Here is a 13,460-nt window from a genome sequence, read left to right as displayed (position 1 = left end):
CCTGGGCATTGTGCCACGGCGCCGTAGGATGGAGGGCTCATGTCAGACGTCCTCAGCATCCGCTACCCGCCCGAGCTCCCCGTCTCGGCGCGGCGCGACGACATCGCCGCCGCGATCCGCGACCACCAGGTCGTCATCGTCGCCGGGGCGACCGGGTCGGGCAAGACGACGCAGCTCCCCAAGATCTGCCTGGAGCTGGGCCGCGAGAGCATCGCGCACACCCAGCCCCGCCGCATCGCCGCGCGCACGATCGCCGAGCGCATCGCGGAGGAGCTCGACGACGAGGTCGGGGGCCTCGTCGGCTACCAGGTCCGCTTCACCGACAAGGCGAGCGCGTCGACGCGGATCAAGCTGATGACCGACGGCATCCTGCTCAACGAGATGAACCACGACCGGCTGCTCAGCCGGTACGACACGATCATCATCGACGAGGCGCACGAGCGCAGCCTCAACATCGACTTCCTGCTCGGCTACCTGCACCGTCTGCTGCCGCAGCGGCCCGACCTCAAGGTGATCATCACCTCGGCGACCATCGACCCGCTCAGCTTCGCCGCCCACTTCGCGGATGCGCAGGGCGAGCCCGCGCCGATCATCGAGGTCTCGGGCCGCACCTTCCCGGTCGAGGTCCGCTATCGACCGCTCGTCGCCGAGGAGCCCGAGGAGGACGACGACACCGACACTCCGGACGCCACCGCGGGCAGCCGCGACCTGATGACCGGCATCGCCGACGCGCTCGCCGAGCTCGCGCGCGAGGATCCGGGCGACGTGCTGGTGTTCCTCTCCGGCGAGAACGAGATCCGCGACGCCGAGGACGCGATCCGCGGGCTCGCGCTGCCGGGCACCGAGGTGCTGCCGCTCTACGGGCGGCTGTCGGCCGCCGATCAGCACCGCGTCTTCGAGCGCTCGCGCACCCCCGGGGTCCGCCGCCGCGTGGTGCTCGCGACGAACGTCGCCGAGACCAGCCTCACCGTGCCGGGCATCCGCTACGTGATCGACGGAGGAACGGCCCGCATCTCGCGCTACAGCGCGCGCTCGAAGGTGCAGCGGCTGCCGATCGAGGCCGTCTCCCAGGCCTCGGCGAACCAGCGCTCCGGTCGCTCCGGCCGCACCAGCGACGGCATCGCGATCCGCCTCTACTCCGAGGAGGACTACTTCCGCCGGCCGGAGTTCACCGATCCCGAGATCCTGCGGACGGGCCTCGCGGCGGTCATCCTGCAGATGATCTCGCTCGGCCTCGGCGACATCGCCGAGTTCCCCTTCCTCACGCCCCCCGACTCGCGCGGCATCAAGGACGGCCTCGACCTCCTCACCGAGCTCGGCGCGATCCGCACGCCCGGTGCCGCCGCCTCCGACGCCCCCTCGCGCGAGGCCGCTCCGGGACGCGGCACGGCGCAGAAGTCGAGGAACGGCGCCCCGCGGAAGGAGCAGGGCCCGCAGCTCACCCGCATCGGCCGCGACCTCGCCCGCCTGCCCATCGATCCGCGGTTCGCCCGCATGGTCATCGAGTCGCGGACCCACCACACGAGCCGCGAGGTCATGGCGATCGTCGCCGGCCTCACCATCCAGGACGTCCGCGAGCGCCCGCTCGAGCGCCGCGCGCAGGCCGACCAGCAGCACGCGCGCTTCCTCGACCCGACCAGCGACTTCCTCACGCTGCTCAACCTCTGGAACTACGTGGAGGAGAAGCAGCAGGAGCTCTCCTCCAGCGCCTTCCGTCGGCTGTGCAAGGCCGAGTACCTCAACTACCTGCGGGTGCGGGAGTGGCAGGACGTCTTCCGCCAGCTGCGCCAGCTCGCGAAGCCGCTCCGCCTCGAGCTCGGCGAGCCGCGCGTGGACCCCGACGGGATCCACCGCTCGATCCTGGCCGGGCTGCTCTCGCACATCGGCGTCAAGGACACGACCTCGCAGCAGGCTCAGCGCGCGGCGAAGAGCCGCGAGCGCCAGAGCGTGCAGTACGTCGGCGCCCGCAACGCGAAGTTCTCGATCTTCCCCGGCAGCGCACTGGCGAAGAAGCTGCCCGACGCGGTCATGAGCGCCGAGCTCGTCGAGACCAGCCGTCTCTTCGCCCGCTCCAACGCGGCCATCGATCCCGCCTGGGCCGAGGCGATCGCGGGCGACCTCGTGAAGCGGCAGTTCAGCGAGCCGCACTGGGAGAAGGCCCAGGGCGCGGCGGTCGCCTACGAGCGCGTCACCCTCTACGGGGTCCCGCTCGTCGCCCGCCGCCGTGTGCAGTTCTCGCGGATCGACCCCTCTTACGCGCGCGAGCTCTTCCTCCGCCACGCGCTCGTCGAGGGCGACTGGGAGTCGCGGCACGCGTTCGACCGCAAGAACCGGGCCCTGCGCGCCGAGCTCGAGCGCCTCGAGGAGCGCACCCGCCGCCGCGACCTCCTCGTCGACGACGAGGCCGTCTTCGACTTCTACGACCGCCGGATCCCGCGCGACGTCACCTCGGTCCGCTCCTTCGACTCCTGGTGGAAGACGAAGCAGCACGACGAGCCCGACCTGCTGACCATGACGCAGCAGACCCTCCTGCCCGAGGACGCGGAGGAGATCGACGAGACCGCGTTCCCCACCCAGTGGCGCCAGGGCGACCAGCGCTTCCGCCTCTCGTACCGGTTCGAGCCGGGGACGGAGGAGGACGGGGTCACCGTGCACGTGCCGCTCGCGCTCCTGCCGCGCGTCACGGCGCTGGGCTTCGACTGGCTGGTGCCCGGGCTGCGCGCCGAGCTCGTCACCGCGATGATCAAGGCGCTGCCCAAGCACCTGCGCCGGAACGTCGTGCCCGCGAACGACTGGGCGAAGCGGCTCACCGCCTCGCTGCCGCAGGACGTGCCGAACCCGCCGACGGAGTCGTTCGCCGCGACGCTCGCCGGGGCGATCCGCCGCGAGGCGGGCGTGGTGATCGACGCCTCCGACTTCGACCTCGAGCGGATCCCCGCGCACCTCCGGGTCACCTTCGCCATCGCCGACGAGCGCGGCCGGACCATCGCGGCCGGCAAGGAGCTCGCTCCGCTGGCCGAGCGGCTGCGCGGTCGCGTGCGCGACGAGGTCGCCCGCGTCGTCGAGGCCCGCGTGCCGGACGCGCTCGAGCGCCGGGGCCTGAAGACCTGGGACATGCCGGAGCTGCCGCGCACCACCGACACCCGCCAGGGCGGCAACACGATCCGCGCGTACCCGGCGCTGATCGACGACGGCGACTCCGTGTCGATCCGCCTGATGGCGACGCCCGAGGACCAGGCCCGCGAGCACCCCCGCGGCGTCCGGCGGCTCCTCCTGCTCGCCACGCCGAGCCCGGTCGCGTACGTGCAGCAGCACCTGAGCTCCAACGAGAAGCTCGTACTCGCGCAGAGCCCGTACCAGAACACGACCGCGCTCTTCAGCGACTGCCTGCTGGCCTGCGTCGACGCGGTGCTCTGGCGGATGAAGCCCGACGGCATGCTGTTCCTCCGCGCCGAGTTCGACGCCGTGCGCGACCGGGTGTCCGCGAGCGTCATGGACTCGATGTTCGAGACGGTCAAGACCGTGACCACGGCGCTGACGACCGCGCGGGCGGCCGAGAAGGCGCTGAAGAACTCGACCAGCATGGCGCTGCTGCCCGCGCTGACCGATGCGCGCGAGCAGCTGTCGGCCCTCGTGCATCCGGGCTTCGTCTCGGCGACGGGGCTCGAGCGGCTGCGGCACCTGCCGCGCTACCTCGCCGCGATCACCGAGCGCTTCGGCAAGATCGCCGAGAACCTGGGGCGCGACCGCGTCTGGCTGAACGAGGTGCAGGCGGCGCTCGAGCTCTACCGCTCCGCGGGCGGGGCCCTGCCCCTGCCGCCGCACTCCCCCGAGAACCTGCAGCGCGCGCGCTGGATGATCGAGGAGCTGCGCGTGAGCTTCTTCGCCCAGTCCCTGGGCACCGCCGAGAGCGTCTCGCTCCAGCGCATCCGCAAGGTGCTCGCGGGCTGACGCCCGTCCGGCGCCGAGGGGACCCCGACCCGTCGAGGGAGCCTGCCGGAGCGGGTTCCCCCGACCGTCCGGGGTTCCCTCGCGGGGCGCTAGTGTCGTCCGGTGGGCAGCTACACCGAACTCCTCAGAACCCCCGGGGTGGGGCGCATCATCGCCGCGCAGCTCACCGCGCGCTTCCCGTTCGGGATGCTGTCGCTGGCCTTCCTGCTCCACGTCGAGCACGTGCACGACTCCTACGCGGCCGCGGGACTCGTGCTCGGCTCCATGTCGATCGGGCAGGCGATCGCCGGGCCGCTGACCAGCCGCCTGATGGGCCGGCTCGGCATGCGCCGGGTGCTCACCCTCACCCTGATCGTCTGCGCCGTCGCGATCATCGCGATGGCGGTGCTCCCCCTCGAGATCTGGCAGTTCGTCGCCGTCGCCTTCCTCGCCGGGCTCAGCATGCCGCCGGTGCAGCCGGCCGTCCGCACCATCTACCCCAAGATGGTGCCGAGCTCGCAGCTCACCCCGCTCTTCTCCCTCGACGCCTCCGCGCAGGAGATCATCTGGGTGCTGGGCCCGGTGCTGACGACGTTCGTGTCGATCCAGATCTCGACGGTGGCGGGCATCCTGACCGCCGCGGTGTTCCTCATCGGCGGCGGCATCTGGTTCATCGCCTCGCCCGAGGTCGGTCGCGTCCGCATCCCGCGCTCGCGGCGCAGGCTCGGCGTGGTGCTGACGAAGCCGCCGGTGCTGCTGGCGACCGTGGTCGGCTTCCTCCTGGTGGGCGCGTGCGCCGCACTCGAGGCCGGCGTCGTCGCGGTGTTCGGCGAGGGCGGAGTGGAGTCGGGCGTCGTGCTCGCGATCTTCGCGGCCGGCTCCCTGGTCGGCGGTCTGACCCTCGGGCACATCCCGATCAGCCGCTGGGCGACCGCCCGGCGCATGCTGATCGTGACCGTCGGCATGGCTCTCGCCGCCTTCTCGACCGACTTCTGGTGGCTCTCGATCACGCTGTTCCTCGCCGGCGTGGGGATCGCTCCGGCGCTCGCGGCGCTCTTCACGATCACCGCCGCCAGCGTCAAGTTCTCGGACACCGCCGAGGCCTACGGCTGGGTCGGCACCGGCCAGCTGATCGGAGCGGCGCTGGGCTCGGCGATCGCGGGCGTGCAGATCGACGGCAACGGCCCCACGGCCGCCGTCGTGGTCGCCGCCGTGTTCTCGTTCGTCGGCTTCGTGGTCCCCGCGCTCGGCCGCCGCTACCACCCCGACCTCCGCGGCCGCGACGCGAGTCCGCTGCCGGACACCGAGCCGGTCCAGCTGCCCACCTGATCCCTCCCAGCCGCCGTCGAGCGGGCCTCCAGGGCCGCGGCCGTAGGGTGGGCTCCACCTGACCGGGAGCGAGACGACCATGGGACTGCGCGAGGACGCCGAGGAGCTCGTCCGAGCCCACCGGCGCGCCGCCGAGCGGGCCGAGCGGTCGGACCCCTGGTCGGACCCCGAGGCGCCGGACTGGTGCGGCGAGCTCACCGCGGCGCTGTGGCAGGGCTCCTACCGGCCGAGTCCCGTCTACCACCGGGCCGAGGACCTGTCGCACGCCTGGCGCGGACCGCATCCGGTGCGCCTGCACCACCTCGGCTTCGGCTGGCAGATCACGGCGCGGCGGATGCACGAGGGCGCCCTCGCGTCGAGCACGGCCGTCGTCCTCGAGACGGGATCGCTGTGGCTCGGCCTCGGACCCGGCAGGCGCCCGCACCGCGGCCTCCTCGCACTCGCCGACACCGAGAGCGTCGAGGGCCTCCAGCCGGGTCACGACCACTACTTCGCCGTCCGGCGCTTCCCGGACGCCGACGAGGAGCAGGCGGCCGAACGGCGCCTGCTGTTCGGAGTCGCGGGGCTCGCCGCGCTGATCGAGGACGCCGTCGCGATCGGTCCGCAGGGCGAGCTCGAGTGGACCGTCTGAGCGGATCCGCCGCTCGGACCCTGGTGTCGGTGCCCTCAGGACCGCGTGCCAGCATGGAGGCATGAGCGTCCCCCTGATCCCCCTGAACGACGGCCGCGCGATCCCGCAGATCGGGCTCGGGGTCTACAAGGTCGACGACGACGAGGCGGCCCGCACCGTCGCCACGGCTCTCGAGGCGGGCTACCGCCACGTCGACACCGCCACGCTGTACGCCAACGAGCGCGGCGTCGGCGAGGGGATCCGCGCGAGCGGGATCCCCCGGGAGCAGGTCTTCGTGACCACGAAGGTCTGGAACGACGACCACGGCTTCGACGAGACGCTCGAGGCGTTCGACCGCAGCCTCGACCTGCTCGGGACCGACTACGTCGACCTCTACCTCGTGCACTGGCCGATCCCCTCCCGCGACCGCTACGTCGAGACCTACCGCGCCCTCGAGCGGCTGCAGCAGGAGGGCAGGGCCCGGTCGATCGGCGTCTCGAACTTCGCCGTCGAGCACCTCGAGCGCCTCTCGGCCGAGACCGGGGTGGTGCCCGCGGTGAACCAGGTCGAGCTGCACCCGCGCCTGCCGCAGGAGGAGCTGCGCGCGTTCGGCGACGCCCACGGCATCGTCACCGAGGCCTGGTCGCCGCTCGCGCGCGGCCGCCTGCTGCAGGAGCCGGCCCTCGAGCGGATCGCCGCGCGGCACGGCGTCTCCCCCGCGCAGGTCGTCCTCCGCTGGCACGTGCAGAACGGGGTCGTCGTGATCCCGAAGTCGGTCACGCCCGAACGGATCCGCGAGAACATCGACGTCCTCGGCGTCGTGCTCGACGACGAGGATCTGGCAGGGATCCGCGCTCTCGCGACCGGCGAGCGCACGGGTCGCGACCCGCGCCTGGACTGACCCGCTCTAGGGCCTGTCGATCACGATCTCGCGTGCTCCGCTCGTCCTGATCGCACGATCTGCGGCGTCGGAATCCTCGGTCGATGCCCGCATCGACCTTCGGCTCCCTCCTTGCAGCTCGCACGATCAGGCCGTGCTCGCGACGGCGATCCCGTGTTCGACAGGCCCTACCCTGGCGGCATGACGACCCGCACCGCTCTCCTCCTGCACGGCCTCGGCGGCTCCTCCGGCACCTGGTGGCGCGTCGCCGAGGGGCTGGGCAGCGCGGGATGGAGCGTCACCGCCCCGGACCTGCGGGGGCACGGCGCGGGGATGCGCGGCGGCCCGTCGGGGCACGACGACTACGCCGACGACGCGCTGGCCCTGCGCCCCGACTCCGGCACCTGGGACCTCGTCGTCGGGCACTCGCTCGGCGGAGCGATCGCCGTGCGCGCCGCGGCCCGCGACGCGGGTTGGGCGGGTCGGCTCGCGCTGCTGGATCCGGTCCTGCGCCTCGAGGACGCACAGCGGGCCGGGATCCGCGCCGCGGAGCTGGCCGACCTGGAGGCCTCGGCCCAGGAGCTGGCCGCGGGGACCCCGCACTGGTCGGAGCGGGACCGGGAGGAGAAGCTGCACGCGGCGCGCTCCGCCGATCCGGAGGCCGTGGCCGCGACGATCGACGCGAACGACCCGTGGGACCTGCTCGAGGACGTGCCGCGGGTGAGCGCCCGGGTGCTCGTGCTCGCCGGCGACCGCGAAGTCTTCACGCTGTTCCCGCCGCAGCACGCGGCCGCCGTGCTGCGGGCGAACCCGCTCGTGCGCTACACCGTGGTCTCCGGAGCCGGCCACAGCCCGCACCGGGACCGGCCGGAGGAGACGCTCGCCATGCTCCGCGAGTGGGCCGAGAGCGACGCGACCGCCTAGGCGGGCACCGCTGAGGCGCGGCCGTGGCAGCCGCCGCTCCGTGTTTCGCAGGTGTGAAATCAGCCCCGGAAGGGTGTCCTTCCGCGTCTCCTGAGAATAGCCTCGCCAGAAGCGCCGCCCGTTCACAGGAGTTCGGGCGCGCCGGTCGCCGTTCCCGGCGGCCTCTGTCATCGACGAAGGGACACCCCTGTGGCGAACAGCACCCCAGGAGCACCAGGCGCACGGCGCCGCCGCTCACTCCTCGGCACCAGCGCGATGATCGGAGCAGGCGCACTCGTCGCCGGCTTCGCTTTCGCACCGACGGCCAGCGCCGTCGAAGCCTCCGACTTCGCCGATGCCGTCACGGTCGACGGCATCATGGAGCACCTCGAGGCGTTCCAGGCGATCGCCGACGCGAACGGCGGCAACCGCGCGATCGGCACCGAAGGCTACGAGCTCAGCGGCCAGTATGTGGAGGCGGTCCTCCAGGCCGCCGGCTACGAGACCGAGCGCCAGGACTTCACGACCACCACGCAGACCATCGACGAGTTCTCGCTCACCACGACCCCCGCGGTCGAGGGGATCCCGATGTCGTTCACGCCCTCCACGCCCGAGGGCGGAGTGACCGGCGAGCTCATCCAGCCCACCGATCCGCTGGGCTGCACGGCGGACGCCTGGGCCGGACTCGACGCGACCGGCAAGGTCGCCCTCGTCAGCCGCGGCACCTGCTCCTTCGCGGAGAAGAGCGCGGCGGCCGGCGCGGCGGGCGCCTCGGCGATCCTGATCTACAACAACGCCCCCGGTGAGGCGCTCAACGGAACGCTCGGCGCTCCGGACGACAGCTACATCCCCTCGGTCGGGATCACCCTCGAGGAGGGGCAGGCGCTCATCGCGGCACTGCCGACGACGGCGACGCTCGTCCTCGAGCAGACGACCACCGACACCGACACCTTCAACATCATCACCGAGACCGAGGGCGGCGACCACGACAACGTGGTCATGCTCGGCGCGCACCTCGACGGTGTGCCCGAGGGCCCCGGCATCAACGACAACGGCTCCGGATCGGCGACGCTCCTCGAGACCGCCGTCGAGCTCGCCGAGGCCGGCGAGACCACGAACGCCGTCCGCTTCGCCTGGTGGGGTGCGGAGGAGGTCGGCCTGGTCGGCTCCTACGAGTACGTCGACTCCCTGACCCAGGAGGAGGCCGACAAGATCGCGACCTACATGAACTTCGACATGGTCGCCTCGCCCAACTACGTCATCTCGGTCTACGACGCGAACGAGTCGACCTACGAGGCCCCCGTCGAGGTGCCCGCCGGCTCCATCGCCACGGAGAAGGCCTTCACGGACTACTTCGACTCCATCGGCCAGCCGTGGATCGACACCGCGTTCGACGGACGCAGCGACTACGACGGCTTCATCTCGGTCGGCATCCCCTCCTCGGGAGTCTTCACCGGCGCCGACGACATCAAGACGGAGGAGGAGGCCGCGCTCTTCGGCGGCACCGTCGGAATCCCGCACGACCCGAACTACCACTCCGAGGGCGACGACCTGGCGAACATCAACCAGGAGGCGCTCGGCATCACCTCGAAGGCGATCGCGTACGTGACCGCCTCCTTCGCCGAGGACACCTCGGCGATCGACGAGGAGAAGAACCCGACCCCGCCGTCGCCGACCCCGACGCCGATCACGCTCCCGACCCGGGCCGAGGTGCTGCGACTGCTGACCTCCGGTCTGTCGTACCGCGAGATCGCCGCTGAGCTCGGTGTCACCGGCGACAACGCCGAGCAGTACCTCGACGCCGTCCTCGACGAGGTCGGCATCAGCCGGGCCACCGCCGAGCGCCTGGTGCGCGAGTACCTCGACGACCGCGGACTGCTGACGGGAGCCGCGCTCTAGCGCCCGACCGTCTCGTCCAGGGAACCCCGGGACGTCGAGACCGCCCGCTGCTGCGGGCTCCCTCGGCGGACCGGGGTTCCCTCGTGTGGAGGGGGTGCCGCGTCAGCCTCGGCGGGCGCGGTCGAACGCCTCCTCGACGTCCTCCTCCGGATCGGCGAGGAGGCGGAGGGTGGCCAGGGCGTGGATCCGCCGCGGCTCCTCGCCCGACCGCGCGGCCGCCTCGAGAGGGGCGGCAGCGGACTCGCCGAGCATCAGCAGGGCGCGGGTGAGGCTCTTCTGCACCGGCCGGTCGCCGTCGCCCAGGTGCTCGGCGAGCTGCCGGGCGAGCGCGGGCCGCTCGTGCTCGGGAGCGAGGCGGGCCGCCGTCCGCCACGCGGCGAGGGCCACCTCGAGGTGCTCGTCGTGCAGCAGCGCCGGGGTGAGCGCGGGCCACGCCCTCGCGTCGCCCACCTTCGAGAGCGTGTGCAGCGCCTGGCTGCGCGCCTGCGGCACCTCCGACACCAGCTCGGGCAGGAGCAGGTCGACCGTCCGCGAGGGATCGTGACGGATCAGCGCCCAGGTGAGCATCTCGCGCACGCCGAAGTCGGGCTCGACGCGGCAGCGCTCGATCAGGACGGGGATGTATTCGTCGGCCGGGCGGGTGCCCGCGCTCATCGCGGACCGGAGCCGCGAGGAGGCGTCCGGGGCGTGCAGCGCCGCGCGGAGCCTGTCCGCGGGCTGTGTCGGGTCGCTCATGCGGCCATCCCACACCACGCCGCCGGGAGGACGGCGAGAGCGCGGGCGGCCCCGGGACCCCGCAAGGGCTTCCCGCGATGCGGCCGTCGGTGTTCACTGGTGCCCATGCGAGCGATCTGGAAAGGCGCGATCACCTTCGGCCTCGTCAACGTGCCGGTGAAGATCTACAGCGCCACCGAGGACCACGACATCGCGCTGCACCAGGTGCACGACCGCGACGGCGGACGGATCCGGTACCAGCGCAAGTGCGAGGTGTGCGGCGAGGTGGTCTCCTTCGACCACATCGACAAGGCCTACGACGACGGCGAGCACACCGTCGTTCTGACGAAGGACGAGCTGAAGGCGCTGCCGGAGGAGCGCGACCGCGAGATCGACGTGGTGCAGTTCGTGCCGAGCGAGCAGGTCGACCCGATCATGTTCGACCGCGCCTACATCCTCGAGCCCGACTCCTCCTCCCCGAAGGCGTACGTGCTGCTGCGCCGAACGCTCGAGCAGACCGACCGCACCGCGATCGTCGAGTTCGCCCTGCGCCAGAAGACTCGGCTCGCCGCGCTGCGCGTGCGCGGGAAGCTCCTGATGCTGCAGACGCTGCTCTGGGCCGACGAGGTGCGCGAGGTCGAGTTCCCCTCCCTCGAGGGCACCACCCGCATCGCCGCCCGCGAGCTCGAGATGTCGTCGCACCTGGTCGACTCCTACTCCGAGGACTTCGACGCGTCGAAGTTCACCGACGCGTACCAGGAGGAGCTGCGGACCCTCATCGACGCGAAGATCGAGCAGGGCGACGCCCTCGACACGGCGGCCACCTTCGGCGAGAAGCCCGAGGAGGAGGGCGGCGGAGAGGTCCTCGACCTGATGGAGGCGCTCAAGCGCTCCGTCGAGCGCAGCCGCGGGGCGAAGGGGGCGGCGGCGGACGGCGGGGCCCCTGCGACGAGGACCGCGGGGAAGAAGACGCCCGCGGCGAAGGCCGCCGCCGAGGAGGACGACGCGGAGGCGGAGAAGCCGGCCGCGAAGAGGAAGTCGTCGGCGAAGAAGGACCCGGCCGAGAAGGGCTCGGCAGCGAAGGCCCCGGCGAAGAAGGCCGCTCCGAAGAAGACCGCCGCGAAGAAGCCTGCGGCGAAGCGCTCGGAGGCCGACGACGCTCCGGCCGAGAAGGCCGCGTCCTGACGGGCGGACCGCTCAGACGAGCTCGTCGACGTCGTCGAGGTCGACCGAGAGCGAGCTGACCAGGGCGAGGAGCGCCTCGGCGTAGGCGTTCTCGGCGACCTCGTCCTCGAAGACGCGCGGCGCACCGGCCAGCTCGATCTCGACCGCGTAGCGCACGGGCTCCCCCGCGAGACGGCGGAGCGAGCGGAACGTGCCGCGCAGGAGCTCGCGGAGCTGGTCCTCGCGCGGCAGCCAGAGCGAGTCGTCGAGCGAGACCGAATCGAGCGCCCACTCGGTGGTGCCGTTGAAGCCGAGCACGGTGCCGCTGGGGTACTCGTGCGCCTCGATGGTCATGTCGCTCACCGTGAAGACGTCGCCGTCGAACCCCTCCCGCTCGATGCGGAAGCGGTCGCCGGTGGCCGGGGACCAGCGCACGCCCGCGGTGCGCAGCGCCCGGGCCAGCTCGAAGGTGATCATCCCCCGATCATGGCCGCCGTTCCCGGACGTCCGCCGCGAGCGGGCCGAGGTCGTCCCGATCGCGCGATCACAGCTCCGCGTCGAGGACGAGCGAGCGGACCCGCAGGTCGGCGCGCCGCGCGTCGTCCTCCAGACCGTCGACGACGACGGCCGCGCCGACCCACTCCGCTCCGGCGAGCTCGACGAGGCGACGGCACGCGGCGGCCTGGGTGCCGGTCTCGATCCAGTCGTCGACGAGCAGCACGCGGTCGCCCGGCCCGAGCAGCGCGCGCCGCACGCGGAACAGGAGGGGATCGTCGCGGTAGTCGAGGGCGATCGCCGATTCCCACCAGTCGGCCGAGTCCTCGACCGGAGCCGACGCCTTGCGCGCCTCGACGAGCCCGACGCCGCGGTGCAGGGCGGTGAGAGCGGCGAGCGGTGTGCCGCGCGTCTGGGGGCCGAGGACGGCGGTGACCTCCTCCTCGGCGAACAGATCGCCGAGCCCCGGCCCCAGAGCGGCCAGCAGGGCCGGGTCGCGCCACCAGCCCGTGACGTCGGAGGAGGCGGAGGCGCTCGCCCGATCCCGGGAGTCGCCGTGCGCGCGGACCAGGCGGCCGCGCAGATCGTGGGGATCGGTCATGGCTCGACCGTAGTGGCGCGGGCCGCCGGGCCCGGCGCGACCGGATGTCGGTGGCTGAGTTCACACTCATGAAACACCCGGTTCACGGACCGGGCATCTGGGCTGCATAGCGTGGCTGTTCGTGCCCCTTTCAGGGGCGCGCACTCCGCGCCGACGCAGGCGCGACCGGCCGTCCCTCCCCGGACGGCGACCGAGAGGACAGCCATGAACGACGATCCGGTGCTCGGCACCGCCACCCCCTTCCGCCGGCGGAGGCGCTCCCTCGCCGTCGCCGCCCGCTCGGCCGCCGCGATCGGCGGTCTCGCCCTCGTCGCCGCTCCGCTCGTCGCGGCGCCCGCCTCGGCCGCGCCGTCCGGCGACGAGCTCGTGATCAGCGAGGTCTTCGCCCGCGGAGGCTCCGCCGGCGCCGTCTACAGCAACCGCTTCGTCGAGCTGCACAACCCCACCGGGTCCGACATCGCCCTCGGCGGCACGAGCCTGCAGTACCGCTCGGCCACGGGCACCGCGAACCCCACCACCACCATCGCGCTCCAGGGCACGGTGCCCGCCGGCGGCCACTTCCTGGTGCAGGGCGCGAGCAACGGGACGAACGGCGCCGCACTGCCCGCCCCCGACCAGATCGCGGGCGGCCTCAACCTGGCCGCCGCGGGCGGCACCGTCTTCCTCGTCGAGGGCACCGCGCCGCTCGTCGCCCCGCCCACCGGAGCATCGCCGCAGCCCGAGGCCGTCCTCGATACCCTCGGCTACGGCACGTCCAACACCTTCGAGACGGCGGCGGCCCCGGTGCCGACGCTCACCGAGTCGCTCTCGCGCGCCGACGGCACCGCCGGGGACACCGACGTCAACAGCGCCGACTTCACCGTCGGAGCGGCCACCCCGCGCTCCAGCGGCGGCGGCACCCTGCCGACCCCCGGCCCGACGACCGCTCCCACGAC

General features: G+C 72.7%; 11 protein-coding genes. 8 read left to right on the top strand and 3 right to left on the bottom strand.

What is annotated here, in order from left to right; translation table 11 throughout:
* Positions 1-39: 39 nt before the first annotated feature.
* From hrpA to NB037_RS11780, 6 genes are all read left to right on the top strand, one after another.
* On the top strand, positions 40-3,951 hold the full coding sequence (hrpA, locus tag NB037_RS11805; protein WP_251945993.1) for an ATP-dependent RNA helicase HrpA: 3,912 nt from the start codon (positions 40-42) through the stop codon (positions 3,949-3,951).
* A 102-nt stretch (positions 3,952-4,053) separates the two neighbouring features.
* Entirely contained in the window at positions 4,054-5,259 is a 1,206-nt protein-coding gene (locus NB037_RS11800) for an MFS transporter (RefSeq protein ID WP_251945991.1), read from the top strand.
* Between the two features lie 79 nt (positions 5,260-5,338).
* On the top strand, positions 5,339-5,890 hold the full coding sequence (locus tag NB037_RS11795) for a hypothetical protein (protein ID WP_251945989.1): 552 nt from the start codon (positions 5,339-5,341) through the stop codon (positions 5,888-5,890).
* A gap of 61 nt (positions 5,891-5,951) precedes the next feature.
* A complete protein-coding gene (locus NB037_RS11790) occupies positions 5,952-6,770 on the top strand; it encodes an aldo/keto reductase (protein WP_251945987.1) in 819 nt (272 codons plus the stop codon).
* 180 nt (positions 6,771-6,950) lie between these two features.
* Positions 6,951-7,673, top strand: coding sequence for an alpha/beta fold hydrolase (locus tag NB037_RS11785; protein ID WP_251945985.1), 723 nt, complete (start codon positions 6,951-6,953; stop codon positions 7,671-7,673).
* 189 nt (positions 7,674-7,862) lie between these two features.
* The gene (locus NB037_RS11780; RefSeq protein ID WP_251945982.1) at positions 7,863-9,551 is read left to right on the top strand and encodes a M20/M25/M40 family metallo-hydrolase; all 1,689 of its coding nucleotides are present in this window, start codon (positions 7,863-7,865) and stop codon (positions 9,549-9,551) included.
* Between the two features lie 102 nt (positions 9,552-9,653).
* Here the strand turns inward: NB037_RS11780 and NB037_RS11775 are convergent, their stop codons facing one another.
* The gene (locus NB037_RS11775; protein ID WP_251945980.1) at positions 9,654-10,286 is read right to left on the bottom strand and encodes a HEAT repeat domain-containing protein; all 633 of its coding nucleotides are present in this window, start codon (positions 10,284-10,286) and stop codon (positions 9,654-9,656) included.
* Between the two features lie 105 nt (positions 10,287-10,391).
* Here NB037_RS11775 and ku point away from each other — a divergent pair, with 105 nt between their 5' ends.
* A complete protein-coding gene (gene ku / locus NB037_RS11770) occupies positions 10,392-11,450 on the top strand; it encodes a non-homologous end joining protein Ku (protein ID WP_251945978.1) in 1,059 nt (352 codons plus the stop codon).
* Positions 11,451-11,462: 12 nt separating this feature from the next.
* On the opposite strand, the gene NB037_RS11765 is transcribed toward ku, so the two are convergent.
* Positions 11,463-11,906, bottom strand: coding sequence for a pilus assembly protein CpaE (locus NB037_RS11765; protein ID WP_251945976.1), 444 nt, complete (start codon positions 11,904-11,906; stop codon positions 11,463-11,465).
* A gap of 67 nt (positions 11,907-11,973) precedes the next feature.
* On the bottom strand, positions 11,974-12,525 hold the full coding sequence (locus NB037_RS11760) for a phosphoribosyltransferase family protein (protein ID WP_251945974.1): 552 nt from the start codon (positions 12,523-12,525) through the stop codon (positions 11,974-11,976).
* A 204-nt stretch (positions 12,526-12,729) separates the two neighbouring features.
* On the opposite strand from NB037_RS11760, the gene NB037_RS11755 reads away from it, so the two are divergent.
* Positions 12,730-13,460 (top strand): lamin tail domain-containing protein (locus NB037_RS11755; protein ID WP_251945973.1); only part of this gene is annotated, 731 nt, incomplete at its 3' end.

The sequence above is a fragment of the Rathayibacter rubneri genome, from assembly GCF_023743255.1.
In the GTDB taxonomy this organism is placed as follows: Bacteria; Actinomycetota; Actinomycetes; order Actinomycetales; family Microbacteriaceae; genus Rathayibacter; species Rathayibacter rubneri.
This window is presented reverse-complemented; position numbering and strand designations above follow the sequence as displayed.

Excerpts from the sequence above, each read along its gene's own strand:
- NB037_RS11775 (WP_251945980.1), bottom strand. The coding sequence starts at position 10,286 with ATGAGCGACCCGACACAGCCCGCGGACAGGCTCCGCGCGGCGCTGCAC.
- NB037_RS11795 (WP_251945989.1), top strand. The coding sequence starts at position 5,339 with ATGGGACTGCGCGAGGACGCCGAGGAGCTCGTCCGAGCCCACCGGCGC.
- NB037_RS11760 (WP_251945974.1), bottom strand. The coding sequence starts at position 12,525 with ATGACCGATCCCCACGATCTGCGCGGCCGCCTGGTCCGCGCGCACGGC.
- NB037_RS11790 (WP_251945987.1), top strand. The coding sequence starts at position 5,952 with ATGAGCGTCCCCCTGATCCCCCTGAACGACGGCCGCGCGATCCCGCAG.
- hrpA (WP_251945993.1), top strand. The coding sequence starts at position 40 with ATGTCAGACGTCCTCAGCATCCGCTACCCGCCCGAGCTCCCCGTCTCG.
- NB037_RS11765 (WP_251945976.1), bottom strand. The coding sequence starts at position 11,906 with ATGATCACCTTCGAGCTGGCCCGGGCGCTGCGCACCGCGGGCGTGCGC.
- NB037_RS11785 (WP_251945985.1), top strand. The coding sequence starts at position 6,951 with ATGACGACCCGCACCGCTCTCCTCCTGCACGGCCTCGGCGGCTCCTCC.
- ku (WP_251945978.1), top strand. The coding sequence starts at position 10,392 with ATGCGAGCGATCTGGAAAGGCGCGATCACCTTCGGCCTCGTCAACGTG.